General features: G+C 44.0%; 15 protein-coding genes. 8 read left to right on the forward strand and 7 right to left on the reverse strand.

Going from position 1 to position 26,595, the window contains the following annotated elements; translation table 11 throughout:
- Positions 1-198: 198 nt before the first annotated feature.
- Positions 199-4,761, reverse strand: a complete 4,563-nt coding sequence (locus tag OZ660_RS06225; RefSeq protein WP_274742907.1) for an EAL domain-containing protein — start codon at positions 4,759-4,761, stop codon at positions 199-201.
- A 337-nt stretch (positions 4,762-5,098) separates the two neighbouring features.
- Positions 5,099-7,846: an insulinase family protein gene (locus OZ660_RS06230; protein ID WP_274742908.1), complete on the reverse strand. Its 2,748-nt coding sequence runs from the start codon at positions 7,844-7,846 to the stop codon at positions 5,099-5,101.
- A 171-nt stretch (positions 7,847-8,017) separates the two neighbouring features.
- Between OZ660_RS06230 and sixA the strand changes: the two genes are divergently transcribed.
- A complete protein-coding gene (gene sixA, locus OZ660_RS06235; RefSeq protein WP_226432746.1) occupies positions 8,018-8,533 on the forward strand; it encodes a phosphohistidine phosphatase SixA in 516 nt (171 codons plus the stop codon).
- A 110-nt stretch (positions 8,534-8,643) separates the two neighbouring features.
- Complete coding sequence (locus tag OZ660_RS06240; protein ID WP_159623143.1) at positions 8,644-8,832, forward strand: hypothetical protein; 189 nt, start codon at positions 8,644-8,646, stop codon at positions 8,830-8,832.
- On the opposite strand, the gene OZ660_RS06245 is transcribed toward OZ660_RS06240, so the two are convergent.
- Together OZ660_RS06245 and OZ660_RS06250 are read right to left on the reverse strand one after the other, a co-directional pair.
- A complete protein-coding gene (locus OZ660_RS06245; protein ID WP_159623141.1) occupies positions 8,829-10,130 on the reverse strand; it encodes an HlyC/CorC family transporter in 1,302 nt (433 codons plus the stop codon). The genes OZ660_RS06240 and OZ660_RS06245 overlap by 4 nt on opposite strands.
- A 117-nt stretch (positions 10,131-10,247) precedes the next feature.
- The gene (locus tag OZ660_RS06250) at positions 10,248-11,039 is read right to left on the reverse strand and encodes a cytochrome C assembly family protein (protein WP_159623139.1); all 792 of its coding nucleotides are present in this window, start codon (positions 11,037-11,039) and stop codon (positions 10,248-10,250) included.
- A 227-nt stretch (positions 11,040-11,266) separates the two neighbouring features.
- Here OZ660_RS06250 and ffh point away from each other — a divergent pair, with 227 nt between their 5' ends.
- The 6 genes from ffh (at position 11,267) to OZ660_RS06280 (ending at position 20,491) form a co-directional block, all read left to right on the forward strand.
- On the forward strand, positions 11,267-12,697 hold the full coding sequence (gene ffh, locus OZ660_RS06255) for a signal recognition particle protein (RefSeq protein WP_159623137.1): 1,431 nt from the start codon (positions 11,267-11,269) through the stop codon (positions 12,695-12,697).
- Positions 12,698-12,943: 246 nt separating this feature from the next.
- Positions 12,944-16,639: an ATP-binding protein gene (locus OZ660_RS06260; protein ID WP_274742909.1), complete on the forward strand. Its 3,696-nt coding sequence runs from the start codon at positions 12,944-12,946 to the stop codon at positions 16,637-16,639.
- Entirely contained in the window at positions 16,636-17,271 is a 636-nt protein-coding gene (locus OZ660_RS06265; protein ID WP_159623133.1) for a condensin complex protein MksE, read from the forward strand. Before OZ660_RS06260 ends, OZ660_RS06265 begins: the two co-directional genes overlap by 4 nt.
- Positions 17,268-18,485: a phosphoenolpyruvate carboxylase gene (locus OZ660_RS06270; RefSeq protein WP_159623131.1), complete on the forward strand. Its 1,218-nt coding sequence runs from the start codon at positions 17,268-17,270 to the stop codon at positions 18,483-18,485. The genes OZ660_RS06265 and OZ660_RS06270 overlap by 4 nt, the downstream gene beginning before the upstream one ends.
- A 362-nt stretch (positions 18,486-18,847) precedes the next feature.
- Positions 18,848-19,240 (forward strand): TerB family tellurite resistance protein, encoded by a 393-nt coding sequence (locus OZ660_RS06275; protein ID WP_159623129.1) that lies wholly within the window; start codon positions 18,848-18,850, stop codon positions 19,238-19,240.
- A 27-nt stretch (positions 19,241-19,267) separates the two neighbouring features.
- Entirely contained in the window at positions 19,268-20,491 is a 1,224-nt protein-coding gene (locus tag OZ660_RS06280) for an alpha/beta hydrolase (protein WP_274742910.1), read from the forward strand.
- Between the two features lie 90 nt (positions 20,492-20,581).
- Here OZ660_RS06280 and OZ660_RS06285 read toward each other — a convergent pair whose 3' ends face one another.
- The 3 genes from OZ660_RS06285 to OZ660_RS06295 all read right to left on the reverse strand — a co-directional run bounded on the left by OZ660_RS06285 (position 20,582) and on the right by OZ660_RS06295 (position 26,555).
- Positions 20,582-23,695, reverse strand: a complete 3,114-nt coding sequence (locus OZ660_RS06285; RefSeq protein WP_274742911.1) for an efflux RND transporter permease subunit — start codon at positions 23,693-23,695, stop codon at positions 20,582-20,584.
- Positions 23,688-24,743: an efflux RND transporter periplasmic adaptor subunit gene (locus tag OZ660_RS06290; protein WP_274742912.1), complete on the reverse strand. Its 1,056-nt coding sequence runs from the start codon at positions 24,741-24,743 to the stop codon at positions 23,688-23,690. The genes OZ660_RS06285 and OZ660_RS06290 overlap by 8 nt, the downstream gene beginning before the upstream one ends.
- 108 nt (positions 24,744-24,851) lie before the next feature.
- Complete coding sequence (locus OZ660_RS06295; protein WP_446698972.1) at positions 24,852-26,555, reverse strand: ABC transporter transmembrane domain-containing protein; 1,704 nt, start codon at positions 26,553-26,555, stop codon at positions 24,852-24,854.
- Positions 26,556-26,595: the final 40 nt, after the last annotated feature.

A 26,595-nucleotide genomic window follows, 5' to 3' on the forward strand; every position in this document is an offset into this window, starting at 1 on the left:
AAAAGTGTTTTTAAATCAATTGCTTGTATTGTATTGCTGTTGATTTGTCACAGTTTTGACGGTGTCTAGAGAAATGGTAGGGTTACGCTAGGCAATGAGGTGCCAAATATTTGAATAGCAGGGGAAAAACTGTGCCTAGTCATCTAAAGTTCAAAGGGAAAGGGCAGTGGTGTTATCAACTGCCCGCATAACTAAAAGTTAGAAATTTGATTGGCCTAACAGTGTGTGAAGTTTCTGGTTTTCTGAGAGCAGCTTTTCGAAACGCTCCGCGTTTAACGGGCGGCTGTACAAAAAGCCCTGCAGCATTTCACAATCGTAGCGACGAAGAATATTAAGCTGTGCTTCCTCTTCTACACCTTCAGCTACCACTTTAAGGCCGAGATTGTGTGCAATATTAATGATGGCTGCTGCCATATGCCTATCTACATTGCTCTTTGCAATGTCGTCGATAAAGGCCTTATCAATTTTAAGCGTATTAAGTGGGAAGCGTTTTAAGTACGCCAACGATGAGTAGCCTGTACCAAAATCATCAAGAGCAAGATGGATGCCTCGTTCGCGTAGACGGTTCATCATTCTAAGCCCATTTTCGGGGCTTTCCATCAAGGTGCCTTCGGTAATTTCGCACTCTAAGTGCAGCGGCGACAAACCTACTTCGTTTAATATCTTATTAATGCGCTCGTCTAAATCTGGCAATTCAAATTGTTTAGCCGAGATATTGACAGCAACACGGCCACTAAACATACCTTGGTTAACCCAACGTTTTGTATCAGCACAGGCCTTGCGCAATACTTGTTCGCCAATTTCTATAATTTGCCCAGTTTGTTCAGCTAGGGGGATAAATTGGCCGGGGCTGACAATACCTTTTTGAGGGTGCTCGAAACGCACTAGGGCTTCCATACTGACTAGTTTGCCCGATGCTATATCTACCTTAGGTTGGTAGTAGACAGTGAAAAGGTCGTCTTTTATGCCCTGTCGAATAAGGTTCTCAATTTGCAATTGTCGCACTGCGTTTTGATTCATCTCACCACTAAAGAACTGATAGCTATTACCACCATTATTTTTGGCAAAATACATAGCAGTATCAGCGTTCTTTAGCATTTCTTGTGGTGAGGTGCCATCGTCAGGGAAAAATGCAATCCCTATGCTTGCCCCTAAGACAAACTCTTGCTTATTAATAATGAATGGTCTAGATAGCGTGTCTAGCAAGTTTTGTGCGTAATGGGTAACAGTATGAATATCGGCATTATCTTCCATTAAAATACTGAATTCATCACCACCTAGGCGATAACATGTAGCGCTCTTGCCAGTTATACGTTGAAGACGCTTGGCAATTTGTTTAATGAGGATATCACCCGTTTGATGGCCTAACGAATCATTAATCTTCTTGAAGTTATCCATGTCTAAGCAAAGTAGGGTATGCTGTGTTCCCTTACGTACTAAGTTTTGGTGGCTTGCTTGGAAAAATGAGCGGTTTGGTAACTCGGTAAGCGGATCGGTGTTCGCAAGCTTAAGTAGCTCTTTTTCGGTACTTTTGCGCGATGTAATATCACTAAATACGCCAACAAAATGGCTGATTTTGCCATCTTCATCGTGTACTGCATCGATATTTAGTTCCATTTCATAGCGTTCGCCATTTACACGAACGCTTTCAACTTCACCCGACCAGTTGCCTTTTGATTTCAAGGTCTTTTTAATTTCTTCGGTAAATGCATCAGGATACAAATGAAAGTGCATATAGCTGGCAAGCGCTTGATCTCGTGTTTCACCTGTGTAAGTGCAATAAGCGTAGTTTACGCTGATGAATTTAAACTGTGTATTGGTAATAAATACACCTTCTGAAATATTCTCTATAGAGCGCTTAAAGAGGTTTAGTTGCTCTTCTGCTTCTTTAAGATGATGAATATTTTTAAGCGTACCTGTCATTCGAACCGGTTGTGAATTGTGGTCGCGCTCTACTACTTTTCCGCGGTCCAGAATCCACACCCATTGGTTTTTAAATGTTTTCGCTCGGTATGCAAGCTCGTAGAATTCGCTTTTACCCTCTAGATGCTCGCGCAATGCGTCTTGAACGCGATTGATATCATTCGGGTGAATGTTTGCATCATATGCGCCCGTGGTTCGTATATCGTCTTGCGGAAAATCGAGTGTTCCCCATGTGTTAGCACGGTAAACTTGTCCTCGATACACGTCCCAATCCCACAGTTCATCGCCAGAACTCCACAGCGTTAGCTTAAGACGCTCCTCTGACTCCTTAATGGCTTGTTGGTTTGCTTTGCGCAATTGATATTGACGGATAATGAAACCAAAAACCGCCATCGCGATTATGCAGTAGAATACAAGAGCAACAGAGTGTAGCCAGGGTGGACGAGCTAACTTCACTCTTAAAGAACGACTTTCCGACCACAATTTACCAGGCTCCTTTGCCTGTACTTCGAATTGGTAATCACCGAATGAAATATTATTGAATTGAGCTGTACGTTCATTGCCAATGTAAACCCATTCATTATCGATGTTAGATAGCTTGTAGCGATAGTTGACTTGGTCTGGATAAACTGGGTTCACAAGTTCAAAAGTGATACTGAATCGAGATTCAAAATAATCTAGTTCTACAAGATCTTGATACGAAATATTGGAAATAGGGGGCTTAAAACCGAGTGCGTTTTCACTTGAAATTTCAGAAAGACCAAACGTCTTCTGAGGATTTGAGCCAAATATACTGAACCGATATAATTGTGGACTTAGTGTTCTAGGTTGTTTACTTACCGCGCCTTGACGCGTTGTCGCAATTTTATTTATACCCTTGTTACCACCAAAATAAATAATATCGTTGGACGTTGCAATGACAGAACCTTCACCGAGCGAATTATACTCTAATTGGTCATTCGATATACTATCTGATTGAGTAAGCGAGGGGAGTGACACTTTGTGAATACCCGCAGTATCCGAATACCAAATGCTATTCCCGACTGCTGTTGTAGAGGTGATAAATCCATTATTGTTATTTCTGTCCTGCTTTTTTACTACCTCAAGCGTAGTTTTGTCTAACTTTAGGACACCATCAGAACGAGTTGTGAGCCAGATACCGTCATCTGTTTCATGAACGCCGTATACCATAGATTTCACGCCGGCTTTAGCGTCCAAGACTTTTTCAATTTCGTTAGTGTCAATAGAATACACGATTAACTTTTCGCTGCTTCGAAACCAGACTCTTTGTTTATCATCTGAATAAATCGCGTAGATTCTTCCGAAATCACCCTCTAAGTTAACTTCAAAGTTGTCATCAGGGATATTCGTGTAGCTCTCATACCCTAAATTAACTGAATAAACTTTTCTTTCACCAAGCTGAAGCCAAATTGCCGATTTGCTCTTAAAAATGTGGTCGATAAAAGCGCCTTCAAAGAAAGTTCTTACATTCCTTAGATCGTTGCCAGATTTTTCCAGCAACATTAGACCATTAGAAGTTGCTACCCAAAACCGACCATATTCATCTATTTCTAAATCCCAAAACGAAAGCGAATCGCCATATGAACTGAAGATATTATAGAATTCAACATCTCCATTCTCGTTTGAAATTTTCCCCACACCGCGTTGTTGAGAGATTAGGTAGACTTCCCCTTCTTTTGACTCAGCAAATCCCCACACCGTTGAGTAGTTGTCATCATCTCGTCTATTGGAATTGTAAACCGGTTGAAAATTGACACTGGCATATTCGGGGTGATATCTAAATGCACCTTGCTTAAATGTTGCTGCCCACACTACACCTGTTCTGTCTTTCATAACTTTCATTAGAATTGCAGAAGGAAGTCCAGTAACGTCATAGTTTTCAGAGTTTAAGTGAACAAAATCGAGAGATGTAGAGCGCTGAATATCAATTTTTGCAGCTTCTGGAAACACAAATAGACCTTTGAAAGTCCCCAGCCAAATATCGCCATCAACCAACGTCATTGAAAACGAATTTAACTCGCCTTCAATACCTAAGTCTTCACCCAAAAGTTCTTTGACCATTAAGCCGTTGGATGCGTAGATTTTTATACCTTCGTTTGTCGCCAGCCAATAATTTCCATTTATAACCTGCAGATCATGGAGAGCTCTTACATCTAATGAGATAGCCCATGGGTTAACTTTTCTTAGGCTGAAAACCTCGTTGCTTGACGAGTCTATGATTCTCGCACCAAATTTATTTGAGCCTACCCATATCCTATTAGCTTCCTCAAATATTACTTTTATGAAGCTATCTTCTTCAAAAACTCTAGTTACAACGCTGATTTTGGAAGTGTCTTTCGAAAATCGATAGAGGAACTTTGTGTCGCTGAATAGAATGTCGCCGTTTTTCGCCTCAGAAATGGCACTTATAAAATCGTTTTTTATAACGGAATTGGTTTTATCAAAAACTTCGAAATCATCGCTTTCGGCGCGGTACAACGCCAGGCCTGATTGAGTACCTATCCACAGTTTTCCGTCGGAGTCGACGAAAAGAGTCTGTATGTAGCCCGAAGGTATTGAATGGGTGTCAATGTCTGAGGGATGGTACTGCTTTACATTGTAGCCAGAGTATCGATTCAATCCATTGGATGTAGCGAGCCAAATATATCCGAGTTTATCTTCGACAATATCTAATACAGCGGTATTGGATAAACCGTGCTTTTTATTTACTTCGGTAAAATGAAGATCAGAAACCTCAGTCGCTTTTGCGGGATGAACATACAGTCCCGACAAAACCAACCAAATTAGCGAAAATGAAAAAATTAGGGTTGAGCGCACCTACACACCTTTGGCAAACGCCATTTATTATTTTTTGTTTTTAACTGGCGGCTTCCCTAACAGCCAGAATAATAAATATGCCGAATTAACCGCATCGCTACAAGGATTTTTTAAGTTTAAGGGAATGATGGTTTACTTCTTAATCAAAGATCCTTTTCTCTCGATTCATTCTATCGGCCAAAAGTTGTAAATATTGAGAAAAGTATGCGTTCACGACGAGTAGGTCGGGTTTGCTGCTTTATCTGTACTTAAGTGGATTAAACAACCCGCGCGTCTCGTTCATTGCCAGAAACACGCTTGGAATGAACGAAAAGCATAGCGGAAAAGTGAACACGCTTTAATAGTACGGTATCTTTTGCTTGAACTCGGAAATACTGTTGATTGTACGTTTTTCTAGATTGGGAATATCTTCATATTTGCCGCGAGAATAAAGAACCAATTCACCGCAATACTCGCGATTTGCTAATTTTTCTGCAAAGGCCTGAATTTCTTCAAAACTCAACGCTTTAACACGCTCCGCTAGTTTCACATTTCTGTTAAAACCGAAATCCTGAGTTCCCAAGCTCACCCATAGTCGTTGTGATTTCATGGATAAGGTAAGATCGCGTTCTTCCAATTGTTTTATAAGATTTTGCTGAATGTTGGGCCAATAAAAACGATAAAATTCAATTTCTTGCAATTGTTGATACAAAAATTCTGTTGTGGCGTCTAACAAGTGCTTTGGACTGCACTGAGGACTTTGAATATAAAAAGCCATGCCAGGGTGCTGATTGTGCGGCACATAGCCGGTACCCACGATATAACCTAACTGTTGCTCTGTTCTAAGTGCGTTAAAGAAAGGCGCTGCTAGCATTTGCTCTAATACCATGCACAAGGCTGTGTCCGTTAAGCTTGACGACGGCGCTTGCAAGTAAAGTACAATCGCAGAGTCGTCATGGTCGCAGCAAACTTCATGATACAGGCCTTTACCAACTGGCAGTTTAGAGACCGCGCGCGATAGGGGGCTACCATTTGCTCTGTCATTGAGTTCGCGCACATTGTTGGCAAACCGCTTCGCTTCGTCACTAGCCCAATTGCCATGCATAAAGGTTTCAACAAAATAATGACTAAAGGCCTGCTCTCTGCACTGGAGCATTTGCTCATAGCTAATATTTCCTACTACATCCAGTAACTCAACCGGCGCTTGTGTATTTCTTTGAATCAAAACACTTAAACGTGAAAATAATCTGTTAGTAGGCTTGTTGAGCAATGAATTCTGTAAGCTCTGGGTTTGAAGCGCTTTGTGGTGATTAAAAGCACGTTCATCGGGAATATAGGTTTTTACTGCATTTAACAACTGATTGGCTAACAGCGTTTGTTGGTTCGTAAAACCACGAGTATGAAGCGTAAAACCCGCTTGATGGCCGTAAATTCGGTAATGTAACCCTGCTATTTCTGCGCGATAGTATTTTGCTTGAAGATAGTCATTAAGTGCACCTAGCCAAATTCGTTTCGCAGCAACCGACTCAAGGGTGTTAGAAAAACTGTCGGCATCATATGAAACATAAATGTCGCCCTTAGGGCTGTGAAATTGCTGATCTTGTGCAAACCAAAAGCGATAGCCTGAATCATCAATTAGCTTATTTGGCACGTTATAGCCTTGCTCGGGGAGTATTAACTGATATTCATCGCCAAGATAAGGGTTTGGGGGGGGAAGTCTTAAAGCCTCAATTAACGGCGGTGTCGCAAGACTATCCAATACGGCGGGGTCTATTTTTTCAACGTGATATTCTGCCATGTAAAATGCGCAGACTTTGGTTGTTTTCTCACTTTTTGAAATAACTTTTATTCGAACATTTTGACCAGTAAAATATGACAGAGCGTGCACCAATACGCTTTTGTCATAACTGCCTATTGTTGAGCGTAAAATGTTAACTTCATCGGCACTGAAAACGAATAAATGTTGAGCGTATTCTGCAACTAAGCCCAGCGGTTTGACATTTTCCTCATATTCCAACGCAAGTGCATTTAGCTTGGCTTTTTCGTCGTAACGCCATGCTTCATCCACTGCTTTTTTTATAAGCTCAATATAGCAAAATAGCGCACGTAGTATTTCAGTCTTGTTTTCTAGTCCTTTTTGAGTGAGTTGAAAGCTAACATTAAAGTCTTTGAAGTGATCGCCTTCTATGCCGGAACCCGCAATTAAGTTAAGTGCCCAGTCTTGCTCTTTCAAATAAGCCAGTAAGCTACCTTCTCCTTCATCACCAATTAGATGACTAATGTAATTTAATGGTTTACTTCTAAAGTCATTTTGCAGCGCTGGTAACGCAAAGGTGACGATCATTCGCTTGGCATCCTGCAAAGGATGGATGTTTATTTGAATGCCAAGTTCATTTTCTGTGTAAAGGGCGGGCCAGTCATCATTCGCCAACGCTCCTGACTCTAAAGAACCAAAACACTGGTTTACTAATGATGATAGTTGGTCAAACGGCATGGGACTGGCAATACACAGGCACATATTGTTAGCACAATAATATGTTGAATGGAGTGCTTTTAGACGTTGCTTAAGTTCAGTTGCAGAGTGTTTTGAAAAGGTGTCGCTATTGCCCACTGAAAACTTAGAAAATGGGTGGGCAGGGTTACACGTTTCTTTATGAATTTGATAAAGCCTGCGTAGATCATCTTTTTTCTTAAACTCAAATTCAGCGTGAATGTTGTTAATTTCTTTGCTTAGCGAGTCTTCCTCAAACAAAGGTTGCCGAAGCATGTCGGCAAATGCTGGCAACGTTTGCGCAAGGGCATCGCCAGTGCAGCTGTAATGGTAGTTTGTATACTCCGTGCCTGTCCAGGCGTTTATTGTGCCACCGTGCTGCTCAATAAAACCGTTAATTGCGTTAGGTTTAGGTAAGTGTCGGCTGCCCATAAACAACATATGTTCAAGCAGGTGTGCAAGCCCCTGACAGTCTTGGGGGTCATAAAAATGGCCTGCTCTAACCGCCATGGAAACGTAGGACTCAGTGGCGGATGGGGTGTGACATAACATTGCACGCATACCGTTAGGCAAGGTAATGTGGTGCGCATTTTCAAAGTTTATAGTGTTACTCACGTTTTCTCGATAGTAGTCGTAAACGCCTTACTGCCGTGGCGAAGGTTGAGTTAGTGTTCGCGAAACGACTGATAATGTATAAAAATTCTCACTATTCGGCGTTTAACGCTATGCGTGGTTACTGCTCTCTGTTATCGTTACCATACTTTCATTAATACTATGCGCAATGTTATGTCAGGTCAAAGTAGCAACGACGACATTTATTTGTTTATTATGCGTCACGGCGAGGCTGAATCGCCTCGATTGGATGACAGAAGTAGGCAATTAACGGCAGTTGGTCGAGAACAATCCAAAGCTGCAGCGGCATGGTTAAAACATCACTATTGTGAGAGTGGACGAGTGGACTTAGCGCTAGTAAGCCCATACCGTCGCGCCAAACAAACTCACGACATGGTGTCTTTAGACATTATTGCTGACAAACTAGAAAGCAGCGAAGATATCATCCCTGAAGGCTCTCCCAAACTGGTGAGCGACTACATTGATGCGCGAGTTCACGCCGCAATAAATGCAAAAAAGCCCATTCGTTCAATGCTCCTGGTAAGCCATATGCCATTTGTTAGTTATTTGGTCGATGAACTTTGTCAATCTTATACAACAAGTTTGTTTTCAACGGCTTCTATTGCGGTAGTTAAGTATTCTCTTAGAGAGCACAAAGGTACGTTAGTTACGCATTATCAAGGGCTGTAATGCAACCTAAAACTATTCCCGCTTTTTTACAAAAAAACGTTAAGTTAATTTTTGTATGGTCGATAGATTGACTGAGAGTGTCAGAAATTATTCTATTGAAGGGTTGGGAAATGGACAGCAAATCTATTCCTGAGCTCCTAAAGCGTTCATTGCAATCACATATGGCAGAAGCAGATTTACGCGAAGACGAGGAGACTCAGGATATCATTGCAAAACTATCAGTTTTGTCAGACAAGGTGGCAGCCGCCAAAGCAAAGGCACTGGCAAATAGAGCGCAGCGCCTTGTCGATGATAATTAATTCGGCCTTTCTGTACCGTTATCCCGCGGAGCGACGTAGTACTCGGGCATAATTCGAACGGTTTTAATCATGTTCTCGGTAATATCGACTATCTCTAATGGATAACCCGCCAAGCGCACGCTTATTTTGTTTTCAGGAATATCTTCAAGGTATTCAAGCAACAAACCATTTAACGTTTTCGGACCTTCTGTTGGTAGATTCCAGTTCATCTCTTTGTTAAGTTCACGAACGTTGGCACTGCCATCTACTAGTACAGACCCATCCTGTTGTACATGTGCTTCTTTACTGTGATCAGGCACCATGCTCGTCGTGAAGTCACCGATGATTTCTTCCAAGATATCTTCTAATGTAACCAAGCCCATAATGTCACCGTACTCATCCACAACCAACGCAATGCGTTCTTTTTCGGCTTGGAATTTATACATTAGCGTGTGAAGTGGGGTGGATTCTGGAGTGTAGTAAATCTCGCGAACCGCACGTAGTAGACTCGACTTTGTGAATTGATCTTTAGATAACAGTCTCAATGCATCACGAACGTGTACAAAACCCACCGCATCATCAATACTGTCACGGTACAAGAGTACTCGCGTGTGCTGTGCATGGGTAAGTGACTTCTGAATCTTTTTCCAATCATCGTTGATATCGATAGCGAAAATTTCAGCGCGCGGAACCATTATGTCTTCCGCGGTTACACTCTCTAAATCGAGAATACTAACCAACATATCTTGGTGCTTTTTGGGGATCATGGTGCCAGCTTCAAACACAACTGTTCGCAGCTCTTCACGGCTTAATGAATCGTCGCTACCGTTTGCTGGACTTATTCTTAAAAGAGCCAAAATACCATTTGTAATGCCGTTTATTGCCGCTACAAAAGGGTAGAGCAGGGTGAGCAAGGGGAGCAAAATGATTGAGCTTGGAAACGCAACTTTTTCAGGGTAGAGCGCAGCAAGTGTCTTTGGCGTCACTTCTGCGAATATCAGTAGTACCAAAGTAAGACCAAAAGTAGCAGCAAATAACCCCCAGTAATCACCAAATAACCGGATACACAAGATCGTTGCTAATGACGATGCAGCAATATTGACAAGATTATTACCGATAAGGATGAGACCTATAAGGCGGTCAGGTCTGTCGAGTAGCTTAGCAACGCGGATAGCTGAGCGGTTACCTTCGCCTTGAAGGTGCTTAAGTCGATAGCGGTTTATCGACATCATTCCAGTTTCAGAACTAGAAAAATACGCAGATAGAAGTATGAGTACGCCGAGCGCGATAAACAGCGTACTCGTAGATATGTCGTCCAATTAGGGGGTCCTGTCTTTAACTAGCCTTCAAATGTAGTAATTTGATGGCATTGTTTCAAGCGAAAAATGCAGAAAACACGCTAATTGCTTAGAAAATACTGTTATCTAATTTGCTAATTAGAGAATGAGTTCTTTAACTAACTTGCTTCCAAAGTAAGCCAGTGACAATAAGATGACGCCTAACACTGTCATAACGATAACCTGTCGGCCGCGCCATCCTCTAAGTTTTTGTCCCACAAGCAGAATGAGAAAAACCACTAGAGCCGCGATAGAGAGTACCGTTTTGTGTGCATAGGTTTTATTGAACATATCGTCGAGAAACACAAAGCCACTGATAAGCGATACGGTAAGTAGCGAAGTACCTGCCAAAAGTAACTTAAAAAGAATGCCCTCTACTAACATTAAAGGTGGAAGCGAAGAGTGCAGCAGTGAAGCCCCTTTCTGTTTTAGGCGATAGGTAATGTAAGACATCTGCAGTGCGTATAAAAATGCAATCACTAATGTGCAGTAAGCAAAAAGCGACAAGCTTATGTGAACGACTAAACCAGGCTGCAACTCGATATGCATTATGTAAGATACGGGGATGAATTTAGAGGCCAATACTGAGAAACTGGCAAACCCAAACACCACCGGTAACAAAATAAGGTTCGGGATAGCGCGGGCAAAAATCAACATGGCGACCGTAATGATCCACGACACCAAGGAAAGTACATTGGTCACACTCATATCTTGGCCTGGTGCAATCATTATCGCGTTAATCAAAAAGGCAATATGCGCAATAACCCCAACGCTTGCTAGCGATAAACCAAGACGCTTGTTAGGTCCTTCGTGATGGACAAACTTGCCAATTAACACCGCAGCGGCTGAAGCGTATAAAAAAGCAGCGGATATGGCGAAAAGGGTGTTCATGTTGCTTCCTGTGATGAGGTGGTGTCGGTCACCAATTGAGTCGGTATTGATACTTCAACTTGGAAGTAAATTCAACCATCTACTTGATTTTGTTTATCTCGTGCCCACTTTTACACCAGTCTACAATTTTTCAGAATTGAAAATTTAAAATAAATTGCGGTACGTTACGCCCGCCTTTTACGTTACAATGTGGGCATTACGTCTGAAATAAAAAGAAGTTTCATACTATGTTTGAAAATTTATCCGAACGCTTAGGCCAAACATTAAGAAATGTTAGCGGCAAGGGGCGTCTTACTGAAGATAATATTAAAGAAACGCTGCGCGAAGTGCGCATGGCGCTTCTTGAAGCTGATGTTGCCTTACCTGTTGTAAAGGCGTTTGTTGCGCAAGTCAAAGAGCGAGCAGTCGGCACAGAAGTGACTAAGAGCCTTAAACCTGGCCAAGTGTTCATCAAAATTGTGCAGTCTGAACTTGAATCGGTTATGGGGGAAGCGAACGAAAAGCTAAACCTTGCTGCGCAACCGCCTGCTGTTGTATTGATGGCGGGTCTTCAAGGTGCGGGTAAAACAACCTCTGTGGGTAAGTTAGCGAAGTACCTCACTGAGCGCGAAAAGAAAAAGGTGATGGTAGTAAGTGCCGACGTATACCGTCCGGCGGCAATTAAACAGCTCGAAACCTTGGCAGGCGAGGTTAACGTTGCGTTCCATCCTTCTACTATTTTGCAAAAGCCCGTTGACATTGTTAACGATGCCATTGCCGAAGCGAAAAAGCACTTCTTTGATGTACTGTTAGTTGATACCGCAGGTCGTCTTCATGTTGATAGCGACATGATGGATGAAATTAAAGAGCTTCACGCGGCAGTTAAACCAATAGAAACCTTGTTCGTGGTAGATGCCATGACAGGTCAAGATGCCGCGAATACAGCGAAAGCGTTTAATGATGCACTCCCACTTACTGGTGTCATTCTTACTAAAGCCGATGGTGATGCAAGAGGCGGTGCTGCTTTATCTGTACGTCATATCACTGGTAAGCCAATTAAATTCATTGGTATGGGCGAAAAGGTTGATGCACTAGAGCCTTTCCATCCAGAGCGTATAGCATCTCGTATTCTAGGAATGGGTGATGTACTTAGCCTAATTGAAGAGGTTGAGCGCAAAGTTGATAAGTCGAAAGCAGAAAAACTGGCCAAGAAAGTCCAGAAAGGTAAAGGCTTCGACCTACAAGACTTCAAAGATCAACTTGAGCAAATGAAGAATATGGGCGGCATGATGGGCATGCTTGATAAGCTGCCTGGCATGGGCGGTATGTCTGATAAAATTAAAGATCAGGCAAACGACAAGCAGTTCAATCAAATGGAAGCCATCATTAACTCAATGACACCGGCTGAACGCGCTCGTCCAGATATGATTAAAGGTTCGCGTAAACGTCGTATTGCAGCAGGCTCAGGTACGCAAATTCAAGACGTAAACCGTTTGCTTAAACAGTTTACGCAAATGCAGAAAATGATGAAGAAGATGTCTGGCGGCGGCATGAAGAAAATGATGCGTCAGATGAAGGGCATGATGCCTCCGGGTGGTGGTTTTGGAGGCCCTGGTGGTCCAGGCGGCCCGGGTGGATTCGGCGGGTTTGGCGGTGGCGGCGGTTTCCCTCCGCGCTAAATAAATCTGATATATTTTATCGCTAACAAAAGCCTCTTTGTTGTAAAGAGGCTTTTTTGTAACGCTAGCAATATTCCTAATTTGCTATCGCGCTTTTCTAAAAACGGCAATTTCGCTCGCTTTATGTTCAACAAGCGCCTCTATATCTGTGCAAAGTCTATAAATCGTAATACACTGCCCTGCTAGTTTGAACGCTATCTACTGCTGATCACATATCAAAGACGAGTTATATAACACAGGAACACTATGGCAGGCTTAAAACGTATTATTCTTATCGACACCCACTTGCCAGGCGTGGTCGAACTAAAGCTTGATGGACATACCAATATTTGTGGTACAAACGCATCGGGTAAAACAACACTTCAGCGTCTTATTCCCGTATTCTATGGCGAATATCCTTCTCGTGTGGTGCCTGCTACGCGCGATAGTTTTGAGCGTTGGTATCTCCCCCGTTTGTCTAGCTTTATCATCTATGAATATACGCGCGCTGAAGGTGACCTGTGTCAAGCAGTGCTGAGCTCAAACGGAACGGGTGTCAATTATCGTCTGGTGGGTAAACCGTTTGATATTAACGATTACTTGATTGAACAAAAAAATGGTAAACACGCCAGTGTAAGCAGTGCAGAGCTAGCACGCGCTATGAAGCGTAACAACATCATGGTAACAAGCCTGCTCAATACCAAAGATTTTCGCGCCATTATTCAAAATGATCATGGCGTATTAAATCAAAGCAACAATGCAAGAGAGCTCTTAGGTTACGCAAAAATCTTCAGCTTGTGTGAACCGTCAAAGCACATGCGCCACATAGAAAAGCTGGCCAAGGCGGTGCATTCTAAAGAAGGCAAGATGGAAACCATCAAAGCGATGATTGCCGCTATTTTGGAAGAAGATGGCGTAACACCACCTACGTCGGGCCTAAGCCGCAATCGTGTAGATGACTGGATCAAAGAATGCCACCTTATAAAGCAGTTCGATAAAATTCGCCCAGAGTTTTCGAAATTAGAACAAGCTGATATGGCGCTGACCAGCACAGAGCAGGTACTCGCTAACCTAAAGCATAGTTTTGAACTTGATAAAACCTATCTGGCCGCTCGTGTTGAAACCACCAAAAATGAGCTGGATGAAAACAGCTTTCAGCGCAAGCAAACAGACAGCGAGTGGGGCGACACGCGAGACCACTTAAATCAGGTAATTTCATCAGCCCGTGCAGATGTAGAAAAGTTCACTAGTGAGCTTGATACTGTCGAGCGCGAATTTGATAAGTGGCAAGACGAAAACATTGAGCAGCTTAAAGAAGACGTAGCCAATCTATCACAATGGCAAAATGAAAAGTCATTAGCTGATAGCCGCTACATATTACTTACTGAGAAGCACCAAGATATTGAGTCTGCATATAATAAGCGTTTGGCTGAGTTAGGTGAAAGACTCTCGATCACACTGGAAGAGATGTCTGCTGCACGTCAAGAAGCAGCAGAAAACAAAGCTGAGCAACAACAAAATGAACGCGAAGCGCTGAGTCGAATTCGCGATGACTACAGTGGCCAGTTAAATGCGCTACAAAATGACTTTCAACAAAATACCAATGCGCTAAAGGTTTCTGAGGCCGAACTGAAAGCGTCATTATCAAACGCCGGTTACAACGAGTTTGAACAGTCACAGTTGGATATTCTCGATGCCGCAATTAAAGAGGCGTCTATAAACGAAGATGCAACCAGATCTGAACTTCGTCACGCACAGCAATTGCAAAATAAAGCCATTGAATTTCGAAGAGAGTGTTCTAACGCGTTAGACAAAGCGCGAAACGCTTTTCTACAAGAAGAAAAAGCCGTTAATAAAATTAATGCGTTGCTTTATCCAGGAGAAGGTGCGCTGCTCGAATTCTTGCGCGCTAATGTTGAAGATTGGGAACTGTCACTAGGCAAAGTCATTCGCCCAGAGTTACTTGAACGCACTGATTTAGCTCCGAGTATGGAAGGTGCAAGCGATACCTTCATGGGCGTAAAGCTTGCGTTGTCCGAACTTGATACACCTGAATACGCGCAAACCGAACAAGCGCTAAAGCAACAATTACAAGAAGCAGAAATTCGTCAAGCTGCCGCTTTAGCTGCGCAGAATGAGTGTGAGCAGCGACTCGCCAAGGCTAACGAAGATGTTCGAAACGCTGAACTCGTTGTTACGCAAAAAGACAACGCAGTAAAAAGCGCTGAAGCTAGTCGAAAGCGAGCACAGCAAGATAGAGATACGGTACTTAGTGAATATCAACAGGCACTATCGGCACGCAAGCAAAAAGCAAAAACTAAGCTTGAAGCCAATCAACAAGCACAAAAGCAAGCGAAAGCGCAATATGAGCTAAGTCGCGACGAAATTAAAGACCAGCAGCGCGAAGCAGAGACTGAGCACAAGTTTCACTGGCAGCAGCTTATCGCAGACAGTGAAGCGCGTATATCCCAACTCGATAGTGATATGCGCAAAGCAAAAGACAATGCGGCGCAAGACCGAAAAGACATGCAAGATTGGCTGGAAAGTGAACTCAGTAATCGCGGTGTAGATGTTGATGAAATAGGCCAACTTAAGAAGCAAATTAATAAGTTAAAAGAAGATATCGCGCGTACTGAAACCCATCGCCACAAAGTTGCGGATTACGAGCGTTGGTACACAAATGTATTCACTAAGCAAAAAGTGGTTTGGCAAGAAGGTCTGTCAAAATCTCGTAAGCTTCTCGGCGAATCAGAACGTAACCTAGCAAACAAACAAAGTGCCTACAAAGCCACTCGTGAGCAGCTGCAAGAACAACATACTCAGCTTGAACTCACACTTAAAACAGCCAGCGAGCACCTTGAGCAAGTGAAAACACTTAGCAAGTCGTTGGCGAAGCTTACCTTGCATGCAGGTGATGAAACGGCGGATATTAAGCACGATGATGTCAGCATAGGCCAGCGTATCTCTGAAGTACAAAGCCAACTTCAGGAACGTGAAAACTTACTCAGCGATATTCGTGCTTATGTAGAGCGGTTCGATCAACTTATCGCTGCACAAGCGGGCACGGGGCTTTCTGACACTTGGGAGCGGGCACGAGAAGAGTGCGCTACATTAAATGCTCATGGCGTCAAAAGCTTTGATCACCGCCGCATGGTATCGCACCTTGCGCAGCTCCTTAACGTGATTGTGCCGCAAAAGCTTCAAGGCTTACGTGAGCAAGGCCGTATATTTGGTGCAGACCTATCGCAATACTATTTTGTACTTGCTGATATCGACAAACGCATTGTGTCCCAAAGCCGCCGTATTACTCAGGAAGTTGACGGTGAGCTATTCCTTGATGGTGTATCTGACTCTGCTGTGAAAATTCGCTCTCGCATAAGCGAACTAGAATTCTGGCCTGAGCTTGAACAGTTCAGAAAGCTCTACGAGCATTGGATGGAAGAGGGCGCCAACGAGTTGCCAGAAGAGGAATACGGACAGAGCATGCGTCGTGTTCTTGATATTCTTGGTCGCGCAGCATTAACAGGTGGTATTAGCAAACTATTGGATATCGAGTTGCACCTTCGAGAAGGAAAAAGTGACCTTGTTATTCGTACCGACCGCCAGCTTAACGAATCATCAAGCCACGGTATGGCATACCTGATCTTGTGTAAGTTTCTACTCGCGTTCACGCGTTTATTACGCGGTGATGCCGACGCCACAGTGCATTGGCCTATTGATGAATTGGGTACACTTCACCAGAACAACGTGAAGAAAATCTTTGAAGCGTGTCAAAACAATAACATTAGCGTAGTTGGCGCATTCCCTAATCCAGAATCAGAAGTACTGACGCTATTTGAAAACCGCTATTTAATAGATAAGGTGACCCGTCAACTTCAGGTGGTACAGCCAAAAGCGAGCGCTATTGCCGCACGAATCAAGGCTCGAAAGAATGAAGTTGCAGGTGAGGAGACATCAGCATGATGACAGAACAAGGCCGTGTACTTAGTGCACTTTTACAAGGCGCATTTATTTGTCAGGTGACCGATGAAGAAGCGTGGCGTTTTCTAAAAAGTCGTGACAATGCCGCACAACTTGAGCCACATCTTACGCTGCTTAATCGCACGCTATCTACCACTGCAGAAGGTGATGTATTCTTTGCAAGCTACCTAACCATTGGTGAAAGTGAGCGCAAAGTGCTGACGCAGCAGTTTCAAGATACCGCGTCAAACCTCGTTCCGCTGGTGGAGTGGTTGTTGTTGGTACAACAAGCTAATGAATCTGACATGCCTATCACAATGGGCAGTGCCATTCGCTTAAACGAACTGCAAACAACCATTGAAGATACACCTGCTTATGCGGAGCAGTTAGAAAAAATCTCGCGTTATCGCATGTTCGGCTCGACCAGTGTGAATTTAGATGGTCAGCTTAAGCAAGTGTTTAAGCGGCTGACGGAGATGGGGTATTTGATTAAGCCTAATCCAGACAAACAAATTTATTTGGGAACAGGAAAAATCGAGCACCTTTACGAAATGTTGCGATTTATTGATGAAACCGAAGCCCTTAGCTTGTCAGAGCAAGCGGAGGCCGCCATTTCGCAAGGTAGCTTGATATGAGTCAGGTGCTAATACAAGCCGGCACTAAATTGCTTAACGCCTTGGGGCGTCATAGTGATTTAATTATGCAGGCTTATATCAATGGCTCAGTGAAAGAGCGCGACCATAGCCCAAAAGTGCTTGAACAATTGGTGCAGCTAGGCGTGCTTTGGCGCCCTGAAGCGCAAAGCGAGTTGCGCCTTAAAAGTGCGGTAAGAAGTTTGTTGGAGGGAAGCCTTCAAGACGAGCGAAATCGTACTATTAACGCCAATATTGGTGCTTCGCTGGCAAGCCTTAAAACGTTGACAGAACACTATAAAGAGGCGCTTCATTACAACAAATACAATGAAGCCGCTGCCCATATGGGAGATTTAACCGAACATGTGTATCAACTGTCTGAGTCACTCAGTAACAGTGTTCGCGTCATGTTTGGGCGCATCAATAATGAATTTGGTTATGTTTCATCTGTAGAAGCGAAGATTCGTGAAAACGAACTTGCACAAGGGCAGGTGACAGACTTGCTCTCACAACTTGAGTGTTTTCGTTTTGATGAGCTCAGTGAGCTCGCTGGATCTAATCGCGAACTACGTCACTTATTAGTGGTTTCGCTACAGCAACGCTTTGCAAAAGCAGCGCAAGAACTGTCAGTGGTGCAAGCGCGCTTACTCGATTTGCTAGGACGATTCAGAGAGTTCCAAGGCCGCACACGTTTGTTAAAGGGTTTCTTGTTGCATATGGAGCAACAACCAGACTTTACGCCGGGTAACTATGCAAACTTGACTAACGTTCCTGTTCTGTTTAATCAGTCTGCAAACACCATCGTTAATGCAAGCCCTGACGTGAACAATGTTGAGCACGAAGCTGACTATCAATACATTGTTGCGTCGTTAACCCATGTGCATAAACGTCAAAACAAACATCAAGATAGCAAGCCTGTCGATATTGATGTGACTGAGCAATCAACCGTTTCGCTGGAAAAAGACCCACTGCAAAAAGCCGTTGAGGATTATTTCTGCGATGTGATTGATTCAGGCCAACCTAAGACGGCGTTGGATTACTTTGAAGAGAAATCCCTAGAATTTGACCCTGAGGTGTGGATTTATCAGGTAATTGGGGGGTATCAAGCGCTCGATGATCAAGATAAACAATTTTTTGCTTTAGAGCCCCACGGCGATAATGACAAAGTCTATACTGGTAATTTTTACATCAACGATATTACGCTGGGCTTAAGGTAACGAATTAACTCACCTTGTTTGTTCAGTTAAATAAAAGGCGCGGGATAATGTAATGACATTCTTCCACGCCTTTTTGAATTCTACCTCACAGTTTTACCTACTCTTCGGTTTTATCTTGCCAATAGCACACTTGGAATACGCAAAAAAAGACCTATAATATAAAGGTTGTTTACATAAAATTAACAATGTGAACTTTAATGTTCATCACTGCGTAGTATTGCTGTCATTCGCACACGCTATGCTATGTGACGTGCGGTGAACAGAGGCAAATCTTTCTTTTTTAGAAGGACTTGCCATTCGTTTCTGCAGGATGCAGAAAATGTTGTGGTACTGCCGCGTACAGTACGAAGAGGAAGAATGTTATGCAATTATCAGAACAACAAAGCTTTAACCAAGCCCTAATCAAGCTCTCAGTGTTACTTTATCAGGTCGATGGTATGGTCACCTTGTCAGAACAAGACTATTTGAATGCCATGGTTGACTCTTTAGACTGGCAAAGCCCAATCTGCCCAGAAGCGTTTCTAAACGACACCATTTATCAAACCCGCAAAGCAATTGATACGGGCGACGCTGTCACTTACCTGCGTAGTTTAAAAAACGATTTAGTTTTCGATGCTGCAAAAACGCTAGAAGTAGCGATGGCGATTACCGGCGTAGACGGCGAGCGAAGTGAAGAAGAAACTGAGTTGTTATCTTTGCTTACACATAAATTGCTGGCAAAGGCACTGATTTCTGGTAAAGATACACTTCAGTAGAAACGGTTAGTTACGCCAGAGTATCAGTTGAATTTTATTATATCCGTTAAAAGAGCGGCGTTATCTTTCGTCGCTGCAACAACCTTATTATCACTTTCTGGGTGTCACTCTTCTCATAGCGCACAGTTTAGCGCTAGCGACACCGCGTTCCCTGTTAAAGTGGCACCTTACGACGTCTATTTAGATAAGGTTGAGGAATATATCCAAAAGAACCGTACTTTCATTGGCAGCGAGCAGGAAAAAACAAAAGAACTTGCAATGAATATGCCCTTTGAGTGCGGAGCACAGTACGATGAAGTAGGCATTTTATTGGTTCACGGGTTGGGTGATTCACCTTTCTTCTTTCGCGATGTAGCGAACGCGTTGTGTGCCGATGGTATTCATGTACGTACAATTTTACTGCCAGGTCATGGTACAAAGCCTGGTGATATGTTGTCTGTGAGTTATGAGCAGTGGCAAACTGAGACCAATTTTCACATCGAACTTTTTTCAGGTGAAGTCAAAAAGCTATATATTGGTGGCTTTTCTACTGGTGCCAATCTCACGACTATCGCAAGCTTTTTTCGCACCGATATCGAAGGGCTAATACATTTTTCGCCTGCGTTTAAGTCGCGCTTTTTTGTGTCTCGATTGGCACCGTATATCGATTCATTGTTTCCATGGCCAAATGTTGAAGACGAAGATAATCCCTCGCGCTACAACTCTACTGCAATGCCAGGGTTTGCGGCATATCAAGAAAGCGTTAATCAATTGCAGACACTTTTTAATCGTGATGATAAACCTAATACACTGCATATTCCGGTATTGATGACGGTTGCAGAAAAAGACAGCGTAGTTGATACCGAAAAAGTGGCTACGCAATTTGGCGACAACTTTACGCATCCGCGAAAATGTTTGCTGTGGCAAGGAGAATCTATGCCTGAACTCCCCCCACAACATGTACTGATGCAAAGCATGCAGTTACCCGAGTTACGTATAAGTGCGGCGTCACACATGAGTAATTTATTCGCATCGAGTAACAGCTTGTACGGTACGCAAAGTGAATTTCGTATTTGCGACAATGGGCAGGGTAGCAACAAGGAAGCCCGATGTAAGGATGGCGAAACCGTCTGGTACGGACCGTGGGGCTACAAAGAAAACGATAAGGTGCATGCTCGTCTTACCTACAACCCTTACTTCACGAATATGGTAGACAATATTTTAGGTTTTGTAGGTAAAGCAAAAGTAAAAGGGTTTTGTAGAGCAATGTAACGAAGATGAGATAAGTTACTGTATGTACATAATACAAATAAAAAACGCCACGTTAATAGTGGCGTTTTTTTTGATGGATAGCAATGCTTGTTAGTGGTGAGCCTGCGCTTCTTCCATTTCGCGTTCAAGCCTTGCACTTTCGTCTGCCCGTGGCTTAGTAAAGCGTGCTAACGCAAGGTAGAGCACTGGCGTTAGGTAAAGTGTAAATACCACTGCAATGCCTAAGCCGCCAAATACCACCCAGCCAATGGCATTACGTGCTTCCGCACCAGCACCAGTTGATAAGATAAGCGGTAATCCACCTAATATCGTAGACACCAGTGTCATCATAATGGGGCGAAGGCGCACTTTACCCGCCTCAACAATTGCGTCGTAAATCTCATAGCCCTTATCGCGAAGTTGATCTGCAAATTCAATAAGTAGAATAGCGTTTTTCGCAAGTAGTCCAATAAGCATAACTAGACCAATCTGAGAGTATATGTTGATGCTTGTACCGGTAAGGAAAAGGGCGTAGACCGCTGCTGCGATACCAAAAGGTACCGTTAACATGACGACCACTGCACTATTAACACTTTCAAACTGTGCCGCAAGTACCAGTAGTACAATGACAAAGGCGAGAATGTAGGTAAGAGCAACTTGCTTTGACGTTTCTTCAAAGGTTTGTGCCTCGCCAAGGAATACGAGACCTATACCGTCAGGTAACGTGTCTTGCGCCAGTGTGCGTACCTTATCAACGATGTCTGCTAGCGGAACATCTTCTGGTAACTCCATTTCTATTTGAATAGCACGACGCTGTGCTTGACGCTCTAACTCAGCCGCCACACCTTCCTCTGTGATGAAAGCAACACTAGATAGCGGTACCAGATTCCCGTTGTTACTTTTCACATATAAGCTAGTGAGATCAGAAGGGTTTATTGTACTGCGGTTATTGGTTTGCAGCATAATTGGAATGGATTGGTCACCCACGTTTAAATCTGCAATATCGTCACCGTTTACTGCTGCCCGCAACGTGCTAGCAATGTCGTTGAGTGGAACACCCAACTCTTCAGCGCGACGTCTATCAATGTTCACGCGCATTTGGGGCTGAGTAGGGTCGTAGCTTATACGAGGGCGTCCCAGTTCAGGCATTGCATCTTCAAGTTGTCTTGCGAATGCTTGAGACGCGGCAAAAATGTTTTCGTATGTATCGCCAGTTAACGCAATTTCAAGGCCGCCACCTTGGCCGCGTAAGTTAAGGCTATTGCCACCAAACGCATTGCCTGGCGCACCAGGAATTTGCTGCAACTTAGGACGTATTTCATTTACCACATCTTGAAGCGATTTATCACGCTCGTCCCAGTGCTTAAGAGGTGCAGTAATGAACACGATATTTGGATCCCATGACCCTACAACGGTGTAAATCGAATCGATAGTACCGTTATCTACATAGGGTAACAGCAGTTCTTCCATTTTCTCTGCTTGCCTGTCCATAAAGTTCAGGCCTGCACCGTCAGGACCGCGAGCAAAAATACGAATAGTGCCTCTATCTTCACTGGGTAATAATTCATTGTCGATATTCTGAGAAAGGATATATGCTCCGCCGCCAGCTGCAAGGCTCAAAATGCCTACAACCCAGCCATACTTAAGCGCCTTCAACAGTGACGATTGATAAAGGCCTAGACACGCATTGCCAAAGCGTCCAAACGTTTTGCTGAAAAGCCCGCTTGTTTTCGCTTCTTTGACTTTAAGTCGTGCAGTAAGCGCAGGTACTAATGACAGCGCAACGAAAGACGAGATAACCACAGCCCCGGCCAGCACACCACCAAACTCTCTAAATAGTCTTCCTGCAGTTGAAGGTAAAAATGCGATAGGGATAAATACTGATGCCAGCACTGCAGTAGTGGCTACCACTGCGAAAAATACTTCTCTTGTACCAACCACTGCGGCAGCTCTGGCACCTAATCCCATGCCTCTGCGTCGTTGAATGTTTTCAGATACCACAATGGCGTCATCAACGATCATTCCAGTAGCTAATACTAAGGCAAGCAAAGTAAGAATGTTCACTGAAAAGCCCATTGCCCAGATAATGGCAAGCGCACCGGCAAGCGATACTGGAATAGAAAGCGCTGGAACAATGGTGGCTCGCCACGAGCCAATGAATACCAATAAGGTAACAACCACCAATGCGATAGTAAGGCTCAGTGAAACTACAACCTCCTTAACAGAGTCACGAATAAACTCTGCATCGTCAGAGGTAACGACGATATTCATATCGGTGAAGCGTTTGTCTAAATCTTCAACCATTGCCAAAACTTCATCTGAAATTTCGATGGTATTAGAACTGGCCTGGCGAATAACGCCAACGCCAATTACGGGTGTGCCGTCCAAACGCACCATACTTGACGTGTCGGCAGGACCAAAGTACACGCTGGCTACATCGTTTATACGAATGTCGCCTGAAACCACAATGTCACCAACGTCTTCTGCCGTTACTGAAGTTGCATCTGCGCGCACAATGAGAGCCTGTTCGGCCGACTGAATGCTGCCAGCAGGGACATCAAAAGGGGCAAGTGATAGGGCGTTGGCAACATCGGTCATTGATAGGCCAAAGCTAGTCAAACGCAATGGATCAACCGATACCCGTAATACACGTTCTCTATCACCATTTAACGTGACATCGGCAACGCCTGGAATACTTAAAAATAGCGGGGCTACGTCGGTATCTACTCGTTCTGTCAGCGTCTCCATATCAAGTGTGTCACTTGAAATTGCTAAGCTAACCACAGCTTGTGCATCGCTGTCGGCACGAATGATAGCAACTTGCTCTACATCCTCTGGTAATTGTCGCTGTACACGGCTTACAGACTCTCGTACTTCATTTGCTGCGTCTTCTAAATTTACGCCAGGTCGAAATTCAACGCGTACACGCGCTGAGTTTTCTTCGCTTTGGGCATAAATGTTCTTTACGCCGCTTACTCGCGCAACTGCACCTTCAAGTCTGCCAGTGACTTCAGCGTCTACCGTTTCAGGTGAAGCGCCGGGGAAGTTGGCGGTAACGGTAACGCGCGGAGTATCGACATCAGGTAGTTCTCGAACTTCAAGACCGCTCAGAGCTGCAAGTCCTGCAATGGCGATCAATAGGTTTAATACAACAATAAGAACGGGACGTCTTATTGATAATGATGGCAAATCGTTTGTTGAAGAGGAAAGTTGTGGATCACTCACCTTGTGGCCCTCCCGCCAACTCGGTGGTAATTGCTTGGCCAGTTCTTAAGCGTTGTACACCCTCTGCGATAAGCGTATCGCCTTCACGTATCTCGCCTGACACAAGTATTGTGCCTCTTAAACGTTGGTGAACACTTACATCTACCCGTTGTGCCTTGCCATCTTTTGCAAGCCATACGTAAGCACCTGTAGCACCCCACAATAGTGCCGCTTCGGGTACGGCAGCAAAGCGCTCACCTTCAATGCTCAGATTTACCCGAAAACTCATGCCCGGGCGAAAAATGTCAGCAGAATTGTCTAAAATTGCACGAGCGCGCAAGGTGCGGTCAGCTTCATTAATTCGGGAGTCAATTTGTGCAATTTCCGCTTGTACTGTTTTCTCTTTGTCACTCCAAGGTACAAGAGTAACCATGGGAGCATTCATTAACACCGGTAATGATGCCTCTGGCGCCTTAAAGTTAATAAATAGCTTGCTGCGGTTATCCAAGGTAGTGATAAGGGTTTGTTCGGTTATACGGTCGCCAACCTCTACGTCAGTGATACCCACAACGCCATCAAAAGGTGCAACGATATGACGGTCTTCTAAATCGGCTTTTGCTTCTTCTAGCGCCACCTCTGCAAGGTCACGCTGCACTCGTGCAAGGTCCAGCTCGCTTACTGGCACTGCGCCATTTTTATAGCTTGATGCTAAACGCTCGACTGTTCGCTGTGCATCGGCCAAGGTTAATTCTGCGCGTTTCAGTGCCGTTTGTTGTCTTCTGTCATCAAGTCGAACCAATACTTTGCCTTTCTCAACGGCTTGGCCAGGTACGAAGTTTATCTCGGTGACTTCATCTGAAACGGCAGGGTACAAGGCAATTGAGCGCACAGCTTCAGCACTGCCTACCGCCTCTACATTGCGCGTTTCGTTCATAAACTCGATTGGCTTTGTAACGACAAGTTTCGCCTGCCTATCGCCCATAAATTGTGCGTTGGCAATTGGTATCATTAGTAACAAGGCGCAAAGACTTGTCCATGTCTTTGCTGCATTAAAAACAGACTTCTTCATTTATTAACCCGTAGCGATATTCTATTTATATATTGTTGTTTGAACGTGCTGTTTGAAAAATAACCAATCCAGCAATGTTCATTTGTACCTAATAGCATCGCATGCGGTTCAACTTAGCAGTTGCAGTTCAGCGTATTCCCTATACAAGGTATCGCTTTTCATGAGTGAGGCGTGGGTACCCACGCCCACAACTTGGCCCTTATCCATGACTAAAATGCGATCGGCGTGCTGAACTGTGGCCAATCGATGCGCAATCACAATACTCGTTTTCCCTTGCATTAATTTATCAATGGCTTGTTGCACCATACGTTCACTCATTGCATCAAGGGCACTGGTGGCTTCGTCGAGCAATAAGATAGGACGATTGGCTAGAATTGCGCGGGCGATGGCAATGCGCTGCTTTTGCCCACCCGAAAGCTTTACACCGCGTTCACCAAGTTGTGTATTGTAGCGTTCATCTAAGTTGTCGATAAACTCATGTGCAAAGGCTTGTTTGGCGGCGTCGACCACGTCATCGTCGCTGGCACTAGGGCGGCCATAGCGAATGTTTTCCACTACTGAGCTGGCAAATACCACAGGTTCTTGTGTGACAACGGCAATGTGTTGGCGTAACGCTTCTACCGGCATTGTATGAATGGCCTTGCTGTCAAAGCATATTTGCCCAGTTTGTGGGTCGTAAAATCTCAACAATAGCTGAAAGAGCGTTGTTTTGCCTGCGCCGCTTGGACCAACGAGCGCGAGCTTTTCGCCTGCTTTGATTGTTACATTTAAATCGCTGAACAAAGGCTTGCTGTTAGGGTAAGCGAAGTGCACATTATTTATGGTGATTTGTGGCGCTGTGGCACAAATCTCACCTTTGGCGCTATTGTAATTATCTACTGACGATGCAATATCCGGTTGCGTGTTAAATAATTCATAAAGCCGTTCACTTGCTCCGACACCGCGCTGCACTTCACCGATGACTTCGCTGATAGTGGCAATACTGCCGCCAGCCATAACGGCATAAAATAGAAACGCTGATAATTCGCCCACGGTCATTGCGCCATTCAATACTTGTCGAGCACCTACCCATGCGATAAAAATAATCGCAATCATGCTGATACACATAATGCAGCCAATAAGTAGTGAACGGTAATGAATACGCTTTTTGGCAACGTCCATAGCAGCTTCTACTTGCTTTGAAAAAAGCATTCGCTCATTTTCTTCAGCGGTATAGGCTTGTACCGTCATGATTTCATGTAGGCTTTCATCAATACGCGCACCAAGGTCAGCCACTTTGTCCTGACTTTCTTTAGCAAAACGGCGTACTTGTGGCGCGAGCACTTTAATAGGCACTAAAACAGCAGGTACCGCCACAATGACACAAAAGGTAAGTAGCGGGCTTGAAAAGCCCATCAAACTGATTGCGCCAATGAAAGTAACCACCGAACGCAGTGTCATTGAAAGACTCATTCCCACAACCGTTTGAATGATGGTTGTGTCACTAGTGAAGCGAGAAATGACTTCGCCAGTACGCAGCTCTGCGAAAAACGACGGGGGAAGCGACAGTAAATGTGAATATACTTGCTTGCGTATGTCAGCGCTCACACGCTCTCCTAACCACGTCATCAAATAAAAGCGGGCATAGGTGGCAATACATGCGATAACGGTAACAACAAGGACCAATACTGTAGCTTGATTTAATGTATCTGATGCGCTTTCTACAAATCCACTGTCAATGGCGTACTTTATACCTTGCCCCAATGCTAACCATGCAATGGCGGCAGTAAACAGAGCAACAATGGCACCAACCACACGCGTGCGGTAATTCATTAAATGCCCACCAATCCATTTAAACACCACTTTGGTAGAC

The sequence above is a fragment of the Alteromonas sp. 009811495 genome, assembly GCF_028865455.1.
Classification (GTDB): Bacteria; Pseudomonadota; Gammaproteobacteria; order Enterobacterales; family Alteromonadaceae; genus Alteromonas.